Annotated in this window: 14 protein-coding genes and 2 tRNA genes; 13 read left to right on the top strand and 3 right to left on the bottom strand. The window is 44.9% G+C overall.

Annotated elements, in window-relative coordinates; all coding sequences use genetic code 11:
- The first annotated feature begins 522 nt into the window (after nt 1-522).
- The 3 genes from P5V12_RS11930 (at nt 523) to P5V12_RS11920 (ending at nt 6,766) form a co-directional block, all read left to right on the top strand.
- A complete protein-coding gene (locus tag P5V12_RS11930) occupies nt 523-3,660 on the top strand; it encodes a TonB-dependent receptor (protein ID WP_316953315.1) in 3,138 nt (1,045 codons plus the stop codon).
- A gap of 86 nt (nt 3,661-3,746) precedes the next feature.
- Nucleotides 3,747-5,255 (top strand): tryptophan halogenase family protein, encoded by a 1,509-nt coding sequence (locus P5V12_RS11925; protein WP_316953314.1) that lies wholly within the window; start codon nt 3,747-3,749, stop codon nt 5,253-5,255.
- Entirely contained in the window at nt 5,255-6,766 is a 1,512-nt protein-coding gene (locus P5V12_RS11920; RefSeq protein WP_316953313.1) for a tryptophan halogenase family protein, read from the top strand. The genes P5V12_RS11925 and P5V12_RS11920 overlap by 1 nt, the downstream gene beginning before the upstream one ends.
- A gap of 40 nt (nt 6,767-6,806) precedes the next feature.
- Here the strand turns inward: P5V12_RS11920 and P5V12_RS11915 are convergent, their stop codons facing one another.
- Complete coding sequence (locus tag P5V12_RS11915; protein ID WP_316953312.1) at nt 6,807-8,312, bottom strand: tryptophan halogenase family protein; 1,506 nt, start codon at nt 8,310-8,312, stop codon at nt 6,807-6,809.
- A 184-nt stretch (nt 8,313-8,496) separates the two neighbouring features.
- Here P5V12_RS11915 and P5V12_RS11910 point away from each other — a divergent pair, with 184 nt between their 5' ends.
- The 5 genes from P5V12_RS11910 to P5V12_RS11890 all read left to right on the top strand — a co-directional run bounded on the left by P5V12_RS11910 (nt 8,497) and on the right by P5V12_RS11890 (nt 13,364).
- Nucleotides 8,497-10,887 (top strand): beta-N-acetylhexosaminidase, encoded by a 2,391-nt coding sequence (locus tag P5V12_RS11910; RefSeq protein WP_316953311.1) that lies wholly within the window; start codon nt 8,497-8,499, stop codon nt 10,885-10,887.
- Nucleotides 10,888-10,979: 92 nt separating this feature from the next.
- A complete protein-coding gene (locus P5V12_RS11905) occupies nt 10,980-12,359 on the top strand; it encodes a tetratricopeptide repeat protein (RefSeq protein WP_316953310.1) in 1,380 nt (459 codons plus the stop codon).
- A gap of 47 nt (nt 12,360-12,406) precedes the next feature.
- Nucleotides 12,407-12,853, top strand: coding sequence for a hypothetical protein (locus P5V12_RS11900; RefSeq protein ID WP_316953309.1), 447 nt, complete (start codon nt 12,407-12,409; stop codon nt 12,851-12,853).
- A gap of 127 nt (nt 12,854-12,980) precedes the next feature.
- The gene (locus P5V12_RS11895; RefSeq protein WP_316953308.1) at nt 12,981-13,109 is read left to right on the top strand and encodes a hypothetical protein; all 129 of its coding nucleotides are present in this window, start codon (nt 12,981-12,983) and stop codon (nt 13,107-13,109) included.
- A gap of 111 nt (nt 13,110-13,220) precedes the next feature.
- Nucleotides 13,221-13,364 carry a hypothetical protein gene (locus tag P5V12_RS11890; protein WP_316953307.1) on the top strand — a complete coding sequence of 48 codons (144 nt, stop codon included), beginning with the start codon at nt 13,221-13,223 and terminating at the stop codon, nt 13,362-13,364.
- An 80-nt stretch (nt 13,365-13,444) separates the two neighbouring features.
- On the opposite strand, the gene P5V12_RS11885 is transcribed toward P5V12_RS11890, so the two are convergent.
- Nucleotides 13,445-13,521: transfer RNA gene (locus P5V12_RS11885), tRNA-Asp, on the bottom strand.
- A gap of 31 nt (nt 13,522-13,552) precedes the next feature.
- Nucleotides 13,553-13,628: transfer RNA gene (locus P5V12_RS11880), tRNA-Val, on the bottom strand.
- Nucleotides 13,629-13,782: 154 nt separating this feature from the next.
- Between P5V12_RS11880 and P5V12_RS11875 the strand changes: the two genes are divergently transcribed.
- From P5V12_RS11875 to ligA, 5 genes are all read left to right on the top strand, one after another.
- Complete coding sequence (locus P5V12_RS11875) at nt 13,783-14,313, top strand: cytochrome c-type biogenesis protein (RefSeq protein WP_316953306.1); 531 nt, start codon at nt 13,783-13,785, stop codon at nt 14,311-14,313.
- A 16-nt stretch (nt 14,314-14,329) separates the two neighbouring features.
- Nucleotides 14,330-15,601, top strand: coding sequence for a c-type cytochrome biogenesis protein CcmI (gene ccmI / locus P5V12_RS11870; protein ID WP_316953305.1), 1,272 nt, complete (start codon nt 14,330-14,332; stop codon nt 15,599-15,601).
- 159 nt (nt 15,602-15,760) lie between these two features.
- Nucleotides 15,761-19,276 carry a chromosome segregation protein SMC gene (smc, locus tag P5V12_RS11865; RefSeq protein ID WP_316953304.1) on the top strand — a complete coding sequence of 1,172 codons (3,516 nt, stop codon included), beginning with the start codon at nt 15,761-15,763 and terminating at the stop codon, nt 19,274-19,276.
- 40 nt (nt 19,277-19,316) lie between these two features.
- Nucleotides 19,317-20,288: a cell division protein ZipA gene (gene zipA / locus P5V12_RS11860; protein WP_316953303.1), complete on the top strand. Its 972-nt coding sequence runs from the start codon at nt 19,317-19,319 to the stop codon at nt 20,286-20,288.
- A gap of 39 nt (nt 20,289-20,327) precedes the next feature.
- Nucleotides 20,328-22,358, top strand: a complete 2,031-nt coding sequence (gene ligA / locus P5V12_RS11855) for an NAD-dependent DNA ligase LigA (protein WP_316953302.1) — start codon at nt 20,328-20,330, stop codon at nt 22,356-22,358.
- The last annotated feature ends 12 nt before the right edge of the window (nt 22,359-22,370 follow it).

Below are 22,370 nucleotides of genomic sequence, written 5' to 3'. Positions count from 1 at the left end.
GATGTAATAAATATGTTTTATATATGCCTTTGTTTGGGGATTTTTCTAAAAATATGTGGCGGCATGTATAACCGACCTTCGTCTAATGGACACAAGATCAAACAATAATTATTTTTATGTGAGTTTTAATTCTTCTTTTGGCGTAGAAATTACCAAAAATAAAAAATATATAAGCTGATGTGTGAATGTTTACCCTGATCATTGTTACAGAAATAATGACTGTTATATCCGAAAAGTATTTCTATCGAATTGAAAAGTACGCAACTAAGAAGCTGCGAGGGATATAGTGCCGATAACGTATAAATTTGTTTTTTGTAAAGACACCGTCCCCTTGTCTTTTGCGGCGCCCCTTAAATGGGGTGCCGATTTATTTTTTGAGGGAAAAGCAAAGATAAAGTGGTGAGATATAGAATTCATGTCTGATTCCGCTAGGAATTGGGAAGTCTCTGCAGGTGGGTTTCGCATAAAGACATGAAGCCTGCATATAAAACAAGATATAAAAACTATCATGAGGATAATCCAATGGGGTTAAAACCAGAGTTCAAGAAGAAAATACTTGCTTCTAGTATCTCTTCAGCGTGTTTGTTTTTGACTATGGGTGCCGTAGCTCAAGATCAAGCTGGTATTGAAGAAGAAGTAATTGTTACGGGTATTAAAGCTTCACAAGCCAGCGCAATCAATACTAAGCGCGATGCGGTTTCCGTTGTTGATGGAATTGCTGCTGAAGATATTGGTAAGCTTCCAGACGTTACTATCTCAGATTCGTTGCAACGTATTCCTGGTATTCAGGTAAACCGTACAGCTGGTGAAAGTGGTGGTGTACAGATTCGTGGTTTGGGTAACGTTGGTACCATGCTTAATGGTGAGCAGTTCTTAAGTGCTACTACCATTGATCAGGCCGCTGCAGACTTCGGTGACTTGCCTTCTCAGCTATTTGCCGGTGCCTCTGTATATAAATCACCAATTTCCACATTACCTAGCTTGGGAATTTCTGGTGCTGTAGATTTAAAAACTCGTCGTCCATTTGATTTGGATGAGGGCTTTACTGTTTCTGGCGGTGTTGAAGTTGATAGGGGGTCAATCAGCGATGAAACGGATCCAACAATTAACTTGTTGGGTAGCTGGCAGAACGAAAAAATTGGTATTTTGGCTGCAGTTGTAACGGCAGAGAAAACACTGGCTACAGACTTTAATGGTTACTTCGATACTTCTGAAAATGGTGGTATTGGTGCAGCAAATAACAACCATTTAAGTTGGGATTCGGCGGATACAGTAAATAACGATATATACCATATTGTTCCTCAAGGCTTCGCTGCTTTCCACAAAGAAGAAGAGCGTCAACGTGATGGTGCGAATCTTTCTTTCCAATGGGATATTGGTCAAGGTTTTGAGTTAACTGCGGATTACTTCTACAGTAAGCAGGAGCGTTGGAATCGTCGTGCCGGTGTTTCTCAAAATAACCGTTGGCAAGGTTTTAACAATTATGCTCGTCCATCTAACTGGGGAGCTAATGACTTTACTGTTCAGGTAGATGACGGTGAAGTGCAAAACTGGAGAACCGTTACAGCCTACAATGCTGAACCTTGGCGTTTACAATCTTTTGCTCAAACAAACAAAAATACTGAAGTTTCTCAGAACTCAAACATTGAGCTGAACTATGATAACGACGGCGCTTTGACTGGTCAGGTTCGTATTACACGTGCCAGCGCTACTGCAAAAATGCGTCATGGTTATACTGAAGGTGATTTGTTGAGTATTGATTCTGGTTCTGTGGTAACTGGACCTGGTGGTCTACTTCCAGCTCAGTACTGTGATGAATCTCGTGGAGATATCATTGTTGGTGATAATGGTGGTTGTTTCGCAGCATATTCTGCAAACGGTATAGAAGACTCTGATTTTGTAATTGGTTATGATTCTTCTCCTGAGCATCCACACTTTACTGGTTTTGACCAAACAGTAACTGGCGGCAAAGGTCCGCGTACTGTCGCTGAGTACATGGCGGATATCGACTCTTATCATGTTGGTGCTTTTTCTTCTGAAGGTAACACTGATGATAAAGCTTCAATGGATACTTTCAGCACTCGTTGGAATTACGAGTTTGAAGATACCCCATTTATTTCAAGTATCGACTTTGGTTTACGTCAAAGCGAGCGTGAAATCGAACATCGTCAGTTCTCTTACTTTAATGACTTCCCGTACACAGGTTGTTCTGCTCAGTGGAAAGCGGTAGACCAATTTGCTGGCTCAAATGAATGTTTGCCGTATGAGCTTCAAGAGCAGTTGGCTAATGGTGATATCCCTGAAATTACTCAAGCCATGATCGATGAGTATCAAGGTGAGTATGTGACCGGTGTCGATCAGGAAGGTACAGCGTATAACAATGAATTTGTTAACTACACTTTGCTTCAACCAATGCGCATTGACCAAGCGAATAATGTAATCTGGATTGACGACTTTGGTGGTGTAACTGGATTGCCAGGTGTATGGGTTGCGGATCCAAAAGATTTTGACGATACATTTGCGTTCCAGGAAAGAACTTTTGGTGCTGGTACAACAAAGAAAGTTTCGGATCCAGGCCAATCATACGATGTGACCTTGTCTGAATTTAGTTACTACTTGCAGGGTAATTTCGAAATGGGTCCTGTTAGCGGTAACCTTGGTATGAAGGTTGTTGAGACTGACCTTAAGATTCGTCAGAATGAAGTTGGTGCAGGTATTCCACACTCTGGAGCAAGTGTAGACACTGGTGACGTTGTTACTACTCGTGAATACATTGATTACTTACCGTCTTTAAACCTTTCTTACACTATTACTGAAGATTTGACCGCTCGTTTTGCCTGGGGTAAAACAATGCAGCCAATCAATCTATTGGATTGGGGGGGTGGTAAATCTGTTGGTCGTGTATTTAATGACGATTGTCAATGTATGCGTGTAGCTAACGGTAGCTTTGCTGGTAACCCTGCATTGAACCCAACTCGCGCGGAAAACCTTGATTTGTCGTTTGAATACTACCTTGGTGATGCCACTATGTTTAGTATTGGCTACTACAACATCGACGTAGAGAGTTTCGTTCAACCTGGAAGCGTTTGGGTAGACGAGCCAGATGATGATGGTGTTAACCGTGGTCCGTTCTTGTTTACTTCTCCAGTTCAGGGTACCGGTGGTGAAGTTTCTGGTTGGGAAGTTGGTGCTAAACTGGCCTTTAGTGATTTGCTTGATGCGCCGGTTATCTCTGACATGGGTCTGGACTTGAACTACACCTACTCAGATAGTAGTCAGGAAGCCATCGGTGACGGTGCGATTCTAGTAAATGGTTCTCAGAAAGAATTACCTTTCATCAATAACTCTAAAGATACTTACAACTTCGTAGTTTGGTACGAAAATAGTCTTGTATCTGCGCGTGTTGCTTATAACTTCCGTTCAGAGCGTTTGATGACTGAAGGTAATCCGGCTACAGGTTATCAAGGTCTATATGAAGATGATTATGGTCAGCTGGATATGAACGTAACTGTAAATGTTACGGATCAGGTTTCTGTTTACCTTAATGGTCTGAATGTGACTGAAGAGTATCAGCAAGCGTACCTTGAGTATAAAGATCAAAAAGCTTTCCAAAACATCTACGAAGCTCGTTGGTCTCTTGGGGCACGTTTCACTTTCTAATAATAGAAAGCGAATGTTCTCATGATGTTAAAAGCCACTGCATTTGCAGTGGCTTTTTTCGTTTTTCACTGGCAAAATTTAAAACTATGAAAAGAGTAAATAACATTGTGATCGCCGGCGGCGGTACATCGGGTTGGATGACTGCTGCAAAATTAAGTCAACATTTTTCCAAGACTGATGTTCAGATTACATTAGTTGAGTCATCCCAGATTGGAACGATTGGCGTTGGTGAAGCAACGATTCCAACGCTGAGACGTTTTTACCAGTCATTGGGGTTGGATGACCTTGAGGTTATTCGAAAAACGCAGGCGACAGTAAAGCTTGGGATAGAATTTCAAGATTGGCGTGAAAAGGGTAGTGCTTTTTTTCACCCGTTTGGTGTCTTTGGACAAAATGCAAATGGCGTTAGATTTCATAATTACTGGCTCAAGCTCAATCAGCTAGGGCATAAAAGTAAGCTTTCAGAATATTGCCTGGCTTCTGAGCTTGCCAAGAAAAATAAGTTTACATTCCCTTCAGAAAAACCTCGTTCCTCTCTTTCTGTATACGATTGGGCGCTTCATTTTGATGCAGCGCTTTTTGCGGAGTTAATGGCTACCTATGCCCGTGAACACGGTGTTAACCGAATTGATGCAAAAATAGAGAATGTCAATCTGGATAAGTCGGGTGCTATTAAATCGTTAACGCTCAGTGATGGCGTGATTCTACCAGGCGATTTGTTTATTGACTGTACAGGGTTTCGCAGTTTGCTTTTGCAAGGATCTTTGGAAACGGGTTATCAGAATTGGAGCGATTGGTTATTTTGCGATAAGGCTGTTTCAGTGCAGACCACTCGGCAGGGGGCACCATTAGTTAAAACTATATCAAAAGCACATTCTGTTGGCTGGCAGTGGAAAATTCCATTGCAGCATCGTCAGGGGAATGGTTATGTCTACTCAAGTCAGCATATTAGTGATGGTGAAGCGAGTAATTTGTTAATTAAAAATGTGGATGGTGAGCTGATCCATGAGCCACGCTTTTTCTCATTTACTCCGGGTAGGGCAAATAAGGCCTGGAATAAAAATTGTATCGCAGTGGGACTGTCATCAGGGTTTCTTGAACCCCTTGAGAGTACCAGTATTGCCTTGATTGAGACTGCAATCGAGAAAATATGTGGATCCTTCCCTCGGCCTGGATACGACGAAAGTATCGTAGATCGCTTCAATGAGGTTACCGCTATCGAATATGAGCGAATTCGCGATTTTATTATCATGCATTACAAATTAACCCGACGAGACGATAGTGAGTTTTGGCGGGCCTGCCGGAGTATGAATGTGCCGGATACCTTGGCTGAAAAAATCTCAACCTATAAAGAGACGGGAGAGCTTTTACACTGGTCTTGGGAAATTTTTCACCCCGATAGCTGGCTGGCGATATACGATGGGTTTGAAGTTTATCCTAGTATTTACGATAGAAATGTGGATAGGCTAGATGATGCATATCTGGTTACCAGCCTTTCTGATATGAAGTTCTCTGTTAAAAAAGCAGTTGAGGCTGTGACAACCCATGAAGAGTTTTTAGCGCAACACTGCGGTTACCAAGCTGGAAAAATATAATGTCACTGACGCAAGACCCTATATCTCGAATCGTCATTGTCGGAGGTGGTACTTCTGGCTGGATGGCTGCAACCATGTTGTCTTCAATTTTAAAGAAAACCAATACTCAAATTGATTTGGTTGAATCATCAGAAATAGGGACTATTGGTGTTGGTGAAGCGACTGTGCCGCCTTTCCTTGTTTTTTTGCAGTCTGTTGGGATTGATGAAAAGGATTTTATCCAGAAAACCTCGTCAACCTTCAAGCTGGGGATTAAGTTTGATAATTGGTTGAATAAAGGTCATAGCTATTTTCATCCTTTTGGCCAAATAGGGCGCAATATTGATGGTCACGATTTTTTTCATCTCTGGTTGAAAAACAATCGTACAGGGAATAGTTCCTCTCTTATGGATCACTCTGCTGCTGCGGTAATGGCTAAGCAAAATAAATTTATGCCTACTGTTAAGCTGCAGGGAACACCGCTAGAGCAATCTTTGTATGCGCTGCATATTGACGCAGGGCTGGCTGCAAAATATTTACGGGATGTGTCAGAGAAAAATGGAGTTCGAAGAGTCGATGCAAAAGTAGATAAGGTTCATTTGGCCGATAACGGCTATATTAAAGAGTTGGAGCTGGATAACGGCGATCGTATGTCCGGTGAATTATTTATTGATTGCACTGGGTTTAGAGGATTGCTAATTGAGCAGGCAATGAAAACAGGTTATGAGGATTGGAGTCATTACTTGCCCTGTGACAGAGCGGTCACTGTGCAAACCTCATACGACGATGAGCCGCCTGTTTATACAAATTCAATTGCTCAGGACGCGGGGTGGACGTGGCATATTCCCCTACAGCACAGAATGGGGAACGGGTACGTGTATGCGAGTCGCTTTATGTCTGATGATCAGGCGCGCGATACCCTCATGAATTCAATATCTGGAGATTGTATTAACGAACCAAGATGTATTCCATTTTTAACTGGAAAGAGAAAAAAGATATGGAATAAGAATTGTTTGGCGTTGGGCTTGGCATCGGGCTTTCTGGAACCGCTTGAATCCACCGCCATTCACCTTGTATTTAAAACCTTGTCTTATTTTATTCGATACTTTCCCGATAAAGATTTCGATACGGCATTGCAAAATGAATTTGAGCATAAAATTAGTCAGGAATATCTCAAAATACGTGATTTTATTATTCTTCACTATGCGCTTACTCAGCGAGAGGATACTGAATTTTGGCGTTGGTGCAAAACTATGTCATTGCCTGATTCGTTAAAAGAAAGGGTGGATAAGTATTGCTCTAATGGAATCGTTGTTAGTAAAGAGGAAGATTTTTTTCGGGCACCTAGCTGGTACTCTGTATATACCGGGATGGGCGTTTTACCCAAGAAATATAATCCGTTAGTTAATGCCTTGGATGATGAGGCATTGGCAAAATCAATTGCATCAGGGCAAGCGGCAATAAAGAATACAGTTGGTCAATTGCCAGCTCACGGAGAGTTTGTCAGAAAGATGTGTCCTGCGATTAAGTAGTATTATTATGCGGCCCGTGATGGCGGGCCGCATAATGCTGTTAATCGACAATGAGTTTGTGAGTGTTCATGAATTCTGTATGCAGCGGTGCTTCACTGGCAGCATTGGCAATTGCAGACCTCATCGCATTTAATTTGCTTTCTATTCCTTGTATAGGAAATAAATCTGCCCGGTTGTCATGATGTTTGGGGTGAGCATCGAAGCCGTGAAATAACGTCAGCCAGCTGGATTTTTCGAATGCTTCTGGTAAATATTCAACGATTTTCCCTGTGTTTTGAAATAGTTGAATTTTATGTTCCAGTGTTCTGGGAATGGGGAGCTTTTGACAATATTGCCAGAAAGGCGTATCCGTTCTGTTTGTTAATTTGTAATGCAGGATAATAAAATCCCGAATGGATTCCATTTCATGCTGGTGTCGGCGGTTAACTTCATCTTCCAGAACTTTGTCATAGCCATATGCAGGGAAAAAGTTAAGTAGATGAGCGATTCCTGTTTGTATCAATGAAATACTTGTACTTTCTATAGGTTCAAGAAAACCAGAAGCAAGACCCAGAGCGTAGCAGTTTTTATTCCAGACCTTTTTCCTACGGCCAGCTTTAAACGTAAAGCTTTTTATATTGCCGAGTAAACTCCCCTCAATGCTGTCTTCGAGGACACTCTTTGCTTCATCATGAGAAGTAAACTTGCTACAGAATACATAACCGTTACCCATTCTATGCTGTAGTGGAATGCGCCAGCGCCAACCTGAATCATCAGCGATGGATCGGGTATAGGGCAGAGGGGCTCCAATCGCTTCGCTTTGTACGGCAACAGCTGAGTCGCAAGGAAGGTATTGGCTCCAGTCAATATAGCCTGTCTCCAGTGCTTTCTCGATTAATAGGCCGCGGAAACCTGTGCAATCAATAAAGAAATCCCCTTCCAGCTGGGAGTTGTCTTCCAGCGTTATTGAGCAAATAAAACCCGATTCGGGGTCGAGGTTAACCTCTGCCACATTTGCGTCGAGATGTTCTACACCATTGGCTATGGCTATTTGTTCCAGGTATTTCGCGTAAAGGCCTGCGTCGAAATGATAGGCATAACCAAAATCGGCAAGAGGTGAACTCGAGGGGACCTGGGGTTGAGCAAACTTATTGGATTTTGCCAGTTGACAGGCTATGGAATAGTCTTCGAGTTGGCTGTCGGAGTTTAATTCTTTTTTCAGACGATAGTAATAATGATGGAAGTCTACATCTTCATTCGCTACACCGTAGTCGGAAAACGGATGAAAAAAACGACTGCCTTTTGTGTTCCAGTTTTCAAATTCAATGCCGAGCTTAAATGTTGCCTTGGTTGATTGAATAAAATCTTTTTCATCGATTCCAAGTTGATGATTGAAATTGACTATGCTGGGAATGGTGGCTTCGCCAACACCAACAGTGCCAATATGGCTTGAGTCGACCAGCGTGATTTGAATATCCAAATGCTTCAGATGTGTGGCAAAACTTGTCGCTGCCATCCAGCCTGCTGTGCCGCCGCCTACAATAATCAATTTATTAACTTTTTTCATAGTCTTGTCTTATATAAAAACACTTACGGTTAGTAAGATTATAGAGTTTATCTGCCATGATGAGAATAATAGATTCGACCTTAGTCTAAGTATTTGGTCTAACTAAATAGCGTTGCGCTATGAATATGTCATGATTCTAGGTATATTGACGCTGTCAATAGAATTGTAAAAAGGCTTTGATCAAATGCGTGTTCACTTCATCTTGGTGTTTTTATTTGCCCTGTTATCTTCCATCAGTTTTTCAGTTTATTCTTCTACGGAAGAGTTGATGTTGATGCCATACCCGCAATCGGTTGTACAGGGAGATGGGTATTATCAATGGCGCACTAAAGTCAAATTAAAAATTCAATCTGAGAAAGATAGGGAGCGTATTGCTTCAATTGTGAATCGCTATAAAGCTCAACTGAATGCCTATGCTGTGCGTGAATCAATCGAGCTGAGTAAGGGCTATTCAAAAATCAAGGTGTATATATCTGAGGGGGGAAATTCAGATTTATTCCCTGATGAACGTTATAACTTAAAAATAACACGGCGTGGTATTTCGATTAAAGCTGAGTCGGTTGAAGGGTTAAATCGTGCGTTGTCAACCATGCTTCAGTTGTCTGAAAAACGTGAGAATCAACTGTATTTCCCTTATGTGGAAATAAATGATGCACCAAAATATACGTGGCGTGGGTTGCTGTTGGATACCTCCAGAAATTATTTTTCAGTTGCAACAATTAAGCGTCAGTTGGATGCAATGGCTAGTGCAAAATTGAATGTTTTTCACTGGCATTTAACTGATGATCAAGGGTGGCGACTGGAGTCCAAACGCTATCCTCGTTTAACTTCGGTGGCATCTGAGGGGCAGTATTATACGCAATCTCAAATTCGCGATGTGATTGCCTATGCCGCTGATAGAGGTATACAGGTGTTACCAGAAATTGATTTTCCTGGGCATACGAGTGCTTTTGCTGTTGCTTATCCAGAGTTGATGAGTAAAGACATGGAATATTCCATGACTCCAGAGTGGGGTGTGCATAAACCACTTTTAGATCCCACAAATCCTGCTGTCTATGAATTGATTGATGGTTTGGTTGAGGAAATGACGGAGTTATTTCCTTTTCCCTATATTCATATTGGTGGTGATGAGGTTAACCCTGCTCACTGGAGGGAGAACCGTAAAATTCAGCAGTTTATGAAAGAAAATAATATTGAGGATTTTCATGGTCTTCATCTCTACTTTAATGAGCGTGTCGCAAAAATATTTCAGAAACATAATCGTAAATTAATTGGCTGGGATGAAATTCTTCATGATGATTTATCCAAAGAATTTGTGGTTCAGTCCTGGCGAGGGCATGATTCGTTAATTGATGCAGCATCCAAAGGCTATAAAAGTATCCTGTCTACCGGTTTTTACTTGGATCAGCCTCAGTCAGCGGCGTACCATTATCGAAATTTTTTAGTTCCTGAGAAACAGCCTGTTCCGTCACTGTTGCCGGAAAATTACAGTTATTGGAGCTTTAGAATTCCGCGCAAGCGTGGTTCTGCGGTAACGGGGAAATTGGCTTTTTCTGATGATAGTGCAGACCCGGTAATAATTGAATTTCGCAATAAGCCTGCTGAGGTGGCCAATCAGAGCGAACATTTTCTCGGTATGAAAGTGTTTTGGCTTGACACATGGATGGGGAAGACCGAGTTCAGGCTCAATATGGTTGAGGATAAAAGCAAAGGTAAAGTGAAGGTGGGTAACGCTTTTTATGATATTCATCTCACCAAAATTAAACCGGAGAAATTCCGCATAAGAGAAAATGTTGTAAATACGCAACTGCAGAAAAACGTGATTGGTGGTGAAGCAGCTTTGTGGACCGAGCTGGTTGATGAAAACTCCATTGATAATCGTTTATGGCCGCGAGTGTTTGTTGTGGCCGAACGTCTGTGGTCTGGTAAAAACCATGTTGACGAAGAATTTATGTATCGACGGCTAGAGCAGCTTGTCCCGTGGTCTGAGGCTATGCTTGACCTAAAGCATTTGAAGCAATCTGAAAACCGTTTGCTGGATCTTGCTGGAACGGATTTGCTTGCTTCTCTTCTCATGTTGCAGAAAGCGGTGGAGCCAGGTCATTACTACCATCGGCATCACGAAAAAAGCGTATATCACACCTACTCGCGCCGTGACACACTTGATCGGTTTGTCGATAGCCTGCCGGCGGAAAATTTATATCAAAAAAGGCTCCGAGAGCGATTGATTAGTTGGTTGGGTAATAAAAATGAGCAGGACATTCGTGTTATTCGGCAGTTTTTCAATGATGCAATAAAAAATCAGGAATACTTGTCTCAACAAACAATAAAAGGGCAACGCTTCGCCGAAGTGCTTGAAATTTCGGGTAATGCGGCATCAGTTGCAAGAATGGGATTGAATCTAATCGAGATGATACAAAAGGGGGAAGAAGTTGATCATCCCCGTATCTCTGCCTTATATAAGCAAACCGTAGAGCAAAGGAGGTTGTTAGGAGAAACGGTTTGCACGGCGGCTGAGTTAAATGAAATACTGCTTAAGTACATAGAATCAGAGTTGTTATCGCATCAAAAATAAAAACGACAGTAGGAAATGATGTATTCAGTCTGTATTAATCTGCGATAAGATAGCTTTGTTGTGTCGAGGTTTGGGTCATTCTGGAGGGGAAAATGACGCCTGTTCGTGCTTTATTGCTTATCTTATCGTTTCTGTTTGTGTTGAGTGGTTGTACTCAAAGCCGCTTGAAAAGCCAAGGAAAAAGCTTGTTGGAACTGGGGCGCTACGAAGAAGCCAAGGATAAGTTTGAGCAAGTTATTGAGAAAAACCCGGAAGATGAAAGTGCCCTTGCTGGTCGAGCAATGGCAAGCGCCGAATTACAGTCATGGATTCCTGCGGTTCAGGAAAAAGCAGATCAAGCATACAGCAAAGGTCAGCTAGGCAGGGCCTTGCTGTTGTATGGCAAGGTAGCACAGCTTACTAATAACGACGAAGCTGTCAGTCGATATCGCGAATTGTATCGGCAGCTTCGACAATCCAATTTAATCCACATAAAGATGAGTTACCCGGAATCGACGTTAGGGCCGGGGTTGGGAGCCGATATATCCGGTTTGGTTATGGTTCCGTCTGGTGTGGAGCTTATACAGGAAGGTGGACAAATTGAAGTTAAGCTGTCTCCCGTTACTGTTACCAAAAATGTTCAGGAAGTCATAAAGTCCAAGCAATATATCAGCGGTTATGAAACGGTTGAAAACCCTTCATATCGAATGATTCTTGATGAAATTAATATGATTTCAATGGATAGTGAGCATGTTTATGCCAGCCTGGAAAGCAAAAAAAATGCGGAGCTGCAGTTTAGGCGAGAGTTGGATAGTGGGAGAAAAGAGCTTGAACGTTTGCAGCTAAAAAGAGATTCTCTTGCTTCGACAGATCCAAGCTATAACGATTATGTAAACCGCTATCAATCTCAGAAGAATAGCGTAGCGCAGTTGAACGACAAGGTGGCGAAAGCACTGGCTAGCGTGCAGCGTTTAGAGAAAGTTGCAGCGGACAATAGGCTAAAGGTGAATAACCTCCGGGTAGAACTGAGTGCAATACAGCCAACGGTGGAAAGGCCTGTACACGAAGAGTATGAGTATTCGGTTTTTGAACATTTGCATCAGGCATCGTGTCAATTAACGCTAATAATAGATGGGAAGCCCAAACAGCTGACATTGCTAGCCTCTGATTCAGATCAGAGTAATAAGACCCATGCTTTGATTGATTTGCCTGCAAAAGAGGCAAAATTGAAAGGTGCTGTTGATTTTGAGAAAGAAATTTATCAGCAGGCTGTTTCTCATGTGAAACAGTTTTTAACTCAATATGTTCAAGAGCAAAAAAATGGCAAGTTAAAGCAGGCGGAAGTGTCACGAGAGCAGCTTTGGGTTGAGCATGGCTTAACTGGAACTCCGGGTGTTTCTGGAACCTTGGAGTCCAAAATACAAAGTTTCTACGAATTGGAGTTGGGGCGGGTTGGCGTAATCAGGATGAATGAATTACTCGCTTTATATTAAAATTGCCCCTTATCAAATTAAAGGTTAATACCAAAATGCGTTTTTCTGTGAGTTACTTAGCTGGGCTTTTGTTTGCTGTGAGTAGTTGTTTCGTGTTGGCGGAGTCAACGGAAGAGTGGGCCAAAAGAGAAATGTTGGTTGATCCTTATTCCACAGGCGAAGAGGTTGTCAGTGAGTGGATGGGGGGAGAGTGGCGACATAAAGGCTTAAGAGGAAAGTACCGTTTTGTTATTACAAAATCCCTTCACGCTAATTCCCATAAATTTTACATCCAGTGGTTGCGAGCACTAGAGCAGGGCGATGAAGAAGTTGCCTACTCTTTGGGGGTTCGTGAAATCAATATGGTACCTAGCTTCCAGTTGTCAGATGTTAACTGCGTCGAAGGTGATACGTGCCGTATTGTTCAGCTTAAGGCGACGCATTCGGAGGAGTTAACCAGTCGAGAGTTGCGTCTGGATTTATACGAGCTTGGACGTTATAACCTAAGTTTCTGATAGTTACAGAAATTGCAGGCTGGCTCCAAAAACAGTTTGATTTTGATCAATATGGCGAAAAAACAACCTTGATACTGTGGGGTTAGAAGGGGGCTCTTCTGGCTCCTGTCTGACCAGTGAGGTTGGTATGTATTTAGACGATGTTGTCATTGCCGGTTTGTTTATTGTGGTGGCTACCTGTGTCTTTATGGTGTATGCAACCAAATATATCTTAAAGCACATGAGAGAAGATGAAGAGAAGGCTGCGCATAAGTAGCTTGTTTCTTCATCTGCATATCTTTTTTTGCAGCGATCCGAATGTGTCGCTACGGTCTCTTTTATCTCTGATTCTTTATTGAGAACCCATTTCTCGGGTTCTGCGTCCCCTATGTTTGAGGTAATAAAAAAGCCCGCACTTTGCAGTGCAGGCTTTTCTGAATATGGCGACCCGGAAGGTGTTTACTCGGTTCTTCCTGAACCTCGGCCTTCGGCCAGATTGCGCTGTGCAAAATTGCTCCCGGCAATTTTGTGAACCCTCTTCTCGGGTTCTGCGTCCCCTATGTTTGAGGCAATAAAAAAGCCCGCACTTCGCAGTGCAGGCTTTTCTGAATATGGCGACCCGGAAGGGACTTGAACCCTCGACCTCCGGCGTGACAGGCCGGCATTCTAACCAACTGAACTACCGGGCCGCGGTAGTTTTACCAAAACCCCTAAGAATTTTGGTGGGTGGTACAGGGGTCGAACCTGTGACCTACGGCTTGTAAGGCCGTCGCTCTCCCAACTGAGCTAACCACCCTGGAAAGGTCGGCTATTGTAACGATTTTCTTAGTGCGGTCAATACTTTATGACAAAGGAATTTGAAGATTAAGTATTTCTAGTGATTAAGTGAAGGATTGCTATAATTGCCGGTCATGGTCAATGAGAGAATAGTCCTGGCCACGGGGGATAATATGAATAACGTACAAAAGCTATTTTTCGCGCTATGTTTTTGCTTTATTGCCGCAATGAGCGGACGCGTATTTGCCGAAGTTGATGTCTTTGATTTTGATACGGATAGCCAGCGCTTGAGATATCAGGATCTTGCGGCTGAGCTTCGGTGTCCAAAGTGCCAAAACCAAAACTTAATCGACTCTAATTCCCAAATATCTGCTGACTTGCGCAAAGAGGTGGTTCGCCTGATAAAAGAAGGCAAGAGCGATCGAGAAGTTAAGGCTTATTTAGTACAAAGATACGGTGATTTCGTTTTGTACAAACCACCATTTCAAGGCAATACACTGGTGCTTTGGTGGGGCCCGGTATTTTTGTTGTTCTTGGGATTGTTGGTTTTTGTGGTGATTATTGTTCAAAGACAAAAACAGCCAGCAGAAGAGATAGATACCTCACTAGACGAGTCTGAGCAAGAGGTTCTGGCCTCTTGGGTTGCTGATGAGCAACAAAACGAACATCATTCAGAAGATAGTAGCCAACCTAAAAGCGAATAATTAAAGAGGAACACCTATGGAATTTTGGCAAGGTTTTTTGGGGTTGAGCTTGCTTGCATCCTTTTTTCTGTTGTGGCCAACATTGTTTACCAAAGCCAGGTTGCGCGCTTCCGTTGGCGACGATGAGCGTGGCGAGGCCAATGCCAGAGTGTTTCAGGATCACTTGGAAGACTTGGAGGCGACGCGAGATCGGGGTGAGATCGAAGCTCAGGAATTTACTTCCTTAAAAAATGATCTGGAAAAAACCTTTGTTTCTGAAAATGAAGCATTTCGGTCAGAGTCTGAACAACCTATTGTGGCCAGCTTCCGTAGCCGAATTCCGGTTATTGCACTTGTTTTTACTGTGCCTTTGGTGGCTTTATTGGTCTACTCCCAGATTGGGGCGAAAGCCGATTGGCAGATACATGAGCTTTCTCAGTCCATTATGTTTGAACAGGATGCAGACAAGCTAAGCCAGGGGCGTGCGGAATTAATTTCCAAATTACAAAACCGATTGGACAAGAAGCCCGGTAATGCTCAGAACTGGTATTTGCTTGCAACAGTGGCAATGCACCAAGGAGAGTACGACGAAAGTGTGCGAGCTTATCGCAAGCTGCTTGAGCTAGAACCCAGCAGCGCGCGCGTTATGGCCGAGCTGGCGCAAGCACTGTTTTTACGTGCAGGCAACACCATAACCCCAGAGGTGCGTAATTTTACTCAGCATGCATTAAGCCTTGATGCAGGTATGCCCACAGCCTTGGGGTTGGCGGGAATAGATGCATTTCAATCCGGTGAGTATGAGCAGGCTATCACACACTGGCAGAAAGCCGTGCATATGCTTGACCCTCAATCGGTAAGCTCTCAAGTGTTTGCACAGGGGATAGCCAGTGCGAAATTGGCTCTGGAACAGCAAGGCAAGGATGTGCCAGAAGATTCGACCAAGGCGGAGACTGGCGTATCCGTTGATGTTCGAGTATCGATTGATAAGGCCATCCTAGAAAACGGTGATATTACTCCTTCGGACACGGTATTCGTTTATGCCAGGGCGTGGCAGGGACCGAAAATGCCTTTGGCCATTCATCGGATTTTGGTCTCTGAATTGCCGAAGAAGGTGACTTTAGATAAATCGATGTCCATGGCGCAGGGAATGGATTTGTCCAGTTTTCCTCAGATTGAGATTGTGGCGAGGGTGTCCAAAACCGGCAGTGCGATTGGACAGGCAGGAGATTGGCAGGCCACAGCCGGTCCAGTGATTCTTGGTGACCAGAAAAAACCGGTCAAATTGAAGATTAAAGAACAGATCCCCTAATTCGGTTAATGACGATCTCCTTAATGATTCATCTTTAGCAAAAGTGTAGAATCACCCGTTTGCTCAATTGGGGTAGCGGGTGTTTCACCTATTGTCGACAAAACCACCCCTCCAGAGTGTGGTAAACGTACAGAAATAAAATACTAGCGATCAATATCTATGCGGCTTAAGTGTATTAAATTAGCGGGCTTCAAATCCTTTGTTGACCCAACAACGGTCACATTCCCAAGCAATCTTTGTGCTGTCGTTGGGCCAAATGGATGTGGTAAGTCCAATATCATTGACGCCGTGCGTTGGGTTATGGGGGAGTCCTCTGCGAAAAACCTTCGTGGTGAAGCCATGACTGACGTTATCTTCAACGGCTCCGGTGGTAGAAAGCCTGTTGGCCAAGCTTCTATTGAGCTGGTGTTTGATAACAGTGATGGCACCATCACTGGTGAATACGCGGGTTATTCGGAAATTTCCGTAAAACGTAAAGTGACCCGCGAAGCGCAAAACTTTTACTATCTTAACGGCAATAAATGTCGTCGCCGTGACATTACCGATATCTTCCTTGGTACGGGCCTTGGGCCTCGAAGCTACGCGATTATCGAGCAGGGAATGATTTCCCGTCTAATCGAAGCAAAGCCGGAAGAGCTGCGTATCTACGTTGAGGAAGCGGCGGGCATCTCCAAATATAAAGAACGTCGTCGCGATACAGAAAACCGTATGCGGCGGACGATGGAAAACCTTGAGCGTCTGACAGATATTCGAGAAGAGCTGGACAGGCAGTTGATGCGCCTGGAGCGTCAGTCTCAAGCGGCTGAAAAATATACGATTTTCAAAAAAGAGGAGCGTGAGCTTAAAGCCAAGTTACAGGCGCTTCGTTACAGCATCCTTCAGGAACAATCCAAGCTAAAACACAGCACAATTGTTGAGCTGGAATTGAAAGTTGAAGCGGGGGTAACCGATCAGGTTCATCAGGATTCCGAAATCGAAAAACATCGAACTTTGTATACCGAGTTGGGTGATAAATTTAATGAAGTACAAGGGCGCTTCTATTCCATTGGCGCAGAGATCGCGCGGGTAGAACAGTTTATTCAGCATTCTCAGGAACGTGAGCGTCAGCTTAAAGTCGACCTCGAACAGACTGAGAGAGACTGCAAAGAGGCTGAAGAGCACTTGGCTTCGGATATGCAAAAGGCTGAGGGTTGGGAAGCCGAGATCATGGAGATCGAACCCGATCTCGAAGAAGTAAAAGCACTGGAAGAAGAGTCTGGAATGACCCTGCTCGAAGCTGAAGAGGCGATGCAGGAATGGCAACAGAAATGGGACGGCTTTAACCAGAAAGCCGCGGAGCCACGCCAGCAAGCGGAAGTACAGCAGTCTCGGATCAAGTATCTTGAGCAGGTTCAGCAGCGTCTCTTGGAACGCATCGAGAAGCTTGAGCGTGAACGAGAGGGCTTGGTTGTCGGTGAGGTCGAAGAGGAAATTGCCGAACTGGACGAAGAACTGGCAACACTGGAATTAACGCTGGAGGAAAAAAACCAAACGGTTGATGACCTCAGTGAATCGGTCAATGAAACCCGTGAGTTACAACAAGAGTTGGCTGAAAAACGGGACGAACTAAAAGACGCCTATCAAACCAGAAAAGGTCGCCGGGCTTCCCTGGAAGCGCTACAGCAAGCGGCTTTGGGGCGTGGAACAGGCGCAATCAGCGACTGGCTGGAAACTCAGGGCATGTCCAACTATGCCCGGTTAGCTGAGAGTGTCACGGTTAAAGATGGCTGGGACAAGGCGGTTGAGACGGTTTTGGGCAGTTCGCTACAAGCGGTTTGTATCGATGACGACTTGAACAGCGTCTTTGACAAGATTGATAGCATTGATGCGGGTCAGCTCACCATTCTCAGTAAATCTGCCTCCGCCAATACTGTGTCTGGTCAAGTAGGGCTAGAAACGTTGGCAAGTAAAGTCTCGGCCGATGTGGAGGTTTCAGCGCTTATTGCCAATATCTATATTGCGCAAGGGCTTGATGAGGTGGCTCAGCATCGCAACCAGTTACAGGCGCACGAATCGATTGTGACCAAAGATGGTATCTGGGTTGGACCGAACTGGCTTCGCGTAATCAAAGAAGAAGACAGTCAGTCCGGGGTAATAGCTCGTCAGCAAGAGCTGGAAACACTGGAGGAAAGTATCACTCAGGATGAGGCGGAAATCGAAGACATCAACGACCGCTACCAGCAAGCAAAACTGAAGTTGGTAGATGCTGAAAAGCGTCGTGATGAAACTCGCCGTGAAGTGGGAGACTTATCGCGTAAGCTTGGTGAGCTCAAGGCTCAAGTAGGCTCCCGTAAAGCCAAGGTCGAGCAGGTGTTGGAAGGGCGTGAGCGTGCTAATCGGGACATCATTGAAGCCAAGGAGCAGATGAACCTTGAAGCCGAAAACCTGGCTGATGCGCGTTCGTTGTTGCAGGAAGCCATTGATGCTATGGAAACAGACACAACGGAGCGAGAGTCATTACTGAGTCAGCGCGATTCCATTCGTTCCAAATTGGACGAGGCGCGACAAAAAGCACGGCATGACAAAGATAAATCCCACGAACTGGCGATGCGCTACCAAAGCGTGAAAACTCAGCTTGAATCCATTCGTCAGGGCGTGCAACGGTTGCACGACCAAATGCAACGTATGCAGGAGCGTCGAGAGCAACTGCAGCAGTCGCTGACAGAAAACACCGAACCTGTTGAAGAAAGTAAGCTTGAATTGGAAGCCTTGCTTGAGAAACGTGTTGCGGTGGAAAAAGAATTGTCGGAATCACGTAAAGCGGTGGAAACCGTTGAAGCTGCGATGCGAGAAGCGGAGAAATTACGTCACCAAGCGGAACAGGGGCTTTCTAGTGTACGCCATAGCCTGGAAACAGCCCGGTTGGAGGCTCAAGGTTTAGATGTAAAATGTGAAGGTTTGAAAAAAGCATTGGAAGAGGAAGAGTTCGAGCTGGATCAGGTCATCGAGCTGCTTTCCGAAGATGATACCGAAACCGCTTTCGAAGAAGAGCTGGTGAAAGTGGGGAATCGTATTTCCCGATTGGGGCCAATCAACCTGGCTGCAATCGAAGAGTACAAAACTGAGTCTGAGCGTAAAACCTATCTGGATTCGCAAAATGAAGACTTGCGCGAAGCCTTGGAAACACTGGAAAACGCGATTAAGAAAATTGACCGTGAGACTCGCACACGTTTTAAAGAGACATTTGATCAGATTAACTCTGGTTTACAAGAACTGTTTCCCAAAGTTTTTGGCGGTGGCCATGCCTATTTGGAACTTACCGGCGAGGATATGCTCGATACAGGTATTGCCATTATGGCTCGTCCACCAGGTAAGAAAAACAGCACAATTCATCTATTATCAGGTGGTGAGAAAGCGTTAACGGCGATTGCATTGGTATTTTCAATTTTCCGTTTGAATCCTGCGCCATTCTGTATGCTGGATGAGGTGGATGCACCGCTGGATGATGCCAACGTTGGCCGCTATGCTCGAATGGTAGAAGAAATGTCTTCTCAGGTGCAGTTTATTTACATTACCCACAATAAGATCGCTATGGAAATGGCTCACCAGCTGATGGGGGTCACCATGCACGAACCTGGGGTGTCGCGTATGGTTACTGTGGATGTGGAAGAAGCTGCTGAATTGGCAGAAGCATAACGTTAAATGTATTCAGGAGATTCGGGGGTAAAAAAACGCAATGCGTGATTGGCTTACTGTAATCATTGTTTTGCTTATTGTGGGGATTGTGTTGGATGCGGTGCGCAGAATGCGCCAGGCACGTCGTGAACACCTGCAGTTGTCAAAGAATGCAATTAAGGCAGATCAGGAAGCGGTAGGAGCGAGGTCCAGTGACAGCGAGTTCCCATCCGGTGGTCCGCGTGTAGTCGGTGTGCGTGATGAAAATCACGCGAAAAAGGTGACTCAGTCTCTCAGAGAAAATTTTGAATCCAGTAAAACTACGCGGGGAGCACCACAGCGTATTCCTGAGCAAGTGACGTTGAACCTGGAAGAAGCGGTGCCCATGCTTATGGAATCTGTGGAAGAGGAACTGGAAGACGAAACACCGATTGAAGAGGAAATAGAACAGCACATTGAGCCAAGTTTGGGTGAGCTGGATGAACTGCAAGATGATATTCCAGAAGACTCTGGCGTTCCGGTTAAAGCAGAGCCAAAAGCACAAGCACTTGCCTCTGAAGATCTGGATGAGCCGGCACCCGCTGAACCGGACGAAGTTATTGTGTTCAATATCATGGCTAAGTCAGGAACTCGCTTTTCCGGGGCTGACTTACTCAACACGTTAATGACCGAGAATATGAAGTTCGGCTCGATGGATATCTTTCATCGCCATGCTCAGCCAAATGGTGATGGTCCGGTGTTGTTTAGTTTGGTCAATATGGTCGTGCCAGGAACCTTTAACCTGGCAGCCATGAAAGACTTTGAAACGCCTGGTGTCAGCCTGTTTATGAGCTTGCCAATAGAAGGTGCCAAAGACGGCGACAGTATCGATGCCTACGAGCTATTGGTGGATACCGCCCGTAATCTGGCGCGTTCGCTCGGGGGCGAGCTAAAAGATGAAAGTCGCTCGGTGATGACACAGCAGACAATGGAACACGGACGTCAACGTGTAATGGAGTACGAACGCAAGCGTCGCCTTGCTGCTGCCCATTAAGTTTCCTTTCCTACCTGATTTCACATATAGAGTTTTTGAATGGCGGATATTTCTCAGCAGATTATTGATCGCGTTGAACAATTAAAAACAGAACTGACAGAGCACAACTACCGTTACTACGTGCTTGATGACCCGGATATCCCGGATGCTGAATATGACCGCCTTTTTCACGAACTCAAAAAGATTGAAACCGATTATCCTGAGCTTTTAACCTCCGATTCGCCAACCCAAAGAGTGGGAGCTACGCCGCTTACGCAATTTGATTCTGTTGCCCATGAGCTGCCGATGTTATCCCTCGATAACGCCTTTAGCACAGAAGATATGGTGGCGTTTGATAAGCGAGTGCGGGACAGGTTAAAGAATATCGATACCATCGAGTATGTTTGTGAGCCCAAATACGATGGCATTGCTGTGAGTCTATTGTACGAGAACGGTGTACTGGTTCGCGGTGCGACTCGGGGTGATGGTACGACAGGGGAAGATATCACCCAGAATGTGAAAACCATTGGCTCTATTCCCTTGCGCTTGCGACAGTCCGGACATCCTGAGCGCCTGGAGGTTCGCGGCGAGATCTACATCACCAAGCAAGGTTTTGAAAAACTGAATCAAAATGCTACAGCAAAAGGTGAGAAGACATTTGCTAACCCGCGTAATGCCGCTGCAGGCAGTCTGCGGCAGCTGGATTCCTCGATCACCGCCTCTCGTCCGTTAACCATGTGTGCCTACAGTGTTGGATTGGTGGAAGGCGGAAGCATGCCGGATAACCATTGGGATATGCTTCGCCAGTTGTCTGATTGGGGGTTTTTGACCAGCCCTGAAACCGCTCTGGCCTCTGGTGCAGCGCAGTGCGATGCGTTTTATGATCAGCTCGAACAAAAACGTGCAGGGCTACCCTATGACATCGATGGCATCGTCTACAAGGTCAATAGCCTCACCTTACAAGAACGCCTGGGATTTGTTTCCAGAGCACCTCGCTGGGCGATTGCGCGCAAGTTTCCCGCTCAGGAAGAAATGACCCTGTTAAAAGCGGTCGAGTTCCAGGTTGGTAGAACTGGGGCTGTAACACCTGTGGCAAGGCTAGAGCCAGTATTTGTGGGTGGCGTGACCGTTTCCAATGCCACGTTACATAATCGAGACGAAATCGAACGGTTAGGGGTAAAAATCGGTGATACGGTCATCATTCGCCGTGCCGGTGATGTGATCCCACAAGTGGCATCTGTGGTGTTATCAAAGCGCCCTAATGATGTGCAAGACATTGTGTTCCCCTGTGAGTGCCCTGTTTGTGGTTCTCCAGTTGAAACCATCGAAGGGGAGGCGGTTGCCCGCTGTACAGGTGGTTTGGTGTGCGAAGCGCAACGAAAAGAAGCGATCAAACACTATGCCAGTCGCAAGGCAATGGATATTGACGGCTTAGGGGACAAACTGGTTGAACAGCTGGTCGATGCCAAGCTTATCGCATCGGTTGCCGACCTGTATAACCTGGTACAAGGCGATGTGGCCAAGCTTGAGCGAATGGGGAGCAAGTCAGCAGAAAACCTGATTAATGGGATTAACGCCAGCAAAGCCACCACCTTGGCCAGATTTATCTACAGCCTGGGTATCCGTGAAGTGGGTGAGGCGACCGCGCGTAATTTGGCTCTTCATTTTGGCTCGCTGGATGCGCTTAAACAGGCATCAGCCGAGCAGTTGCAAGAAGTTGACGATATTGGGCCTGTGGTCGCACATTTTGTGGAAGAATTTTTCCAGCAGGAGATAAACCTGCAGATTATCGATCAGATCCTCGCTGCCGGTGTGAAATGGGAGCAGGAACAGGCGAAATCGGTCAGTGAACTGCCATTAAACGGTAAAACCTATGTCTTGACGGGTACACTAGAATCCATGAGCCGGAGTGAGGGCAAAGAGAGGCTGCAAGCGTTGGGTGCCAAGGTGTCTGGCAGCGTGTCAGCCAAAACGGATTGTGTGGTTGCTGGGCCTGGAGCTGGGTCAAAACTGAAAAAAGCCCAGGAGCTGGGAATCGAAGTACTTGATGAAGACCAGTTTGTTGATTTGTTAAAGCGTTACACAACTTAGCCGCCGTTGGAG

The sequence above is a fragment of the Teredinibacter sp. KSP-S5-2 genome (assembly GCF_032773895.1).
Classification (GTDB): Bacteria; Pseudomonadota; Gammaproteobacteria; order Pseudomonadales; family Cellvibrionaceae.
Note: the sequence above shows the minus strand (reverse complement) of the source record. Positions and strands in the feature narration are given on the sequence as shown.

What these genes read in the sequence shown, in the direction of transcription:
- P5V12_RS11930 (WP_316953315.1), top strand. Translation starts at nt 523, where the DNA reads ATGGGGTTAAAACCAGAGTTCAAGAAGAAAATACTTGCTTCTAGTATC.
- P5V12_RS11925 (WP_316953314.1), top strand. Translation starts at nt 3,747, where the DNA reads ATGAAAAGAGTAAATAACATTGTGATCGCCGGCGGCGGTACATCGGGT.
- P5V12_RS11920 (WP_316953313.1), top strand. Translation starts at nt 5,255, where the DNA reads ATGTCACTGACGCAAGACCCTATATCTCGAATCGTCATTGTCGGAGGT.
- P5V12_RS11915 (WP_316953312.1), bottom strand. Translation starts at nt 8,312, where the DNA reads ATGAAAAAAGTTAATAAATTGATTATTGTAGGCGGCGGCACAGCAGGC.
- P5V12_RS11910 (WP_316953311.1), top strand. Translation starts at nt 8,497, where the DNA reads ATGCGTGTTCACTTCATCTTGGTGTTTTTATTTGCCCTGTTATCTTCC.
- P5V12_RS11905 (WP_316953310.1), top strand. Translation starts at nt 10,980, where the DNA reads ATGACGCCTGTTCGTGCTTTATTGCTTATCTTATCGTTTCTGTTTGTG.
- P5V12_RS11895 (WP_316953308.1), top strand. Translation starts at nt 12,981, where the DNA reads ATGTATTTAGACGATGTTGTCATTGCCGGTTTGTTTATTGTGGTGGCT.
- P5V12_RS11890 (WP_316953307.1), top strand. Translation starts at nt 13,221, where the DNA reads ATGTTTGAGGTAATAAAAAAGCCCGCACTTTGCAGTGCAGGCTTTTCT.
- P5V12_RS11875 (WP_316953306.1), top strand. Translation starts at nt 13,783, where the DNA reads ATGAATAACGTACAAAAGCTATTTTTCGCGCTATGTTTTTGCTTTATT.
- ccmI (WP_316953305.1), top strand. Translation starts at nt 14,330, where the DNA reads ATGGAATTTTGGCAAGGTTTTTTGGGGTTGAGCTTGCTTGCATCCTTT.
- smc (WP_316953304.1), top strand. Translation starts at nt 15,761, where the DNA reads ATGCGGCTTAAGTGTATTAAATTAGCGGGCTTCAAATCCTTTGTTGAC.
- zipA (WP_316953303.1), top strand. Translation starts at nt 19,317, where the DNA reads ATGCGTGATTGGCTTACTGTAATCATTGTTTTGCTTATTGTGGGGATT.
- ligA (WP_316953302.1), top strand. Translation starts at nt 20,328, where the DNA reads ATGGCGGATATTTCTCAGCAGATTATTGATCGCGTTGAACAATTAAAA.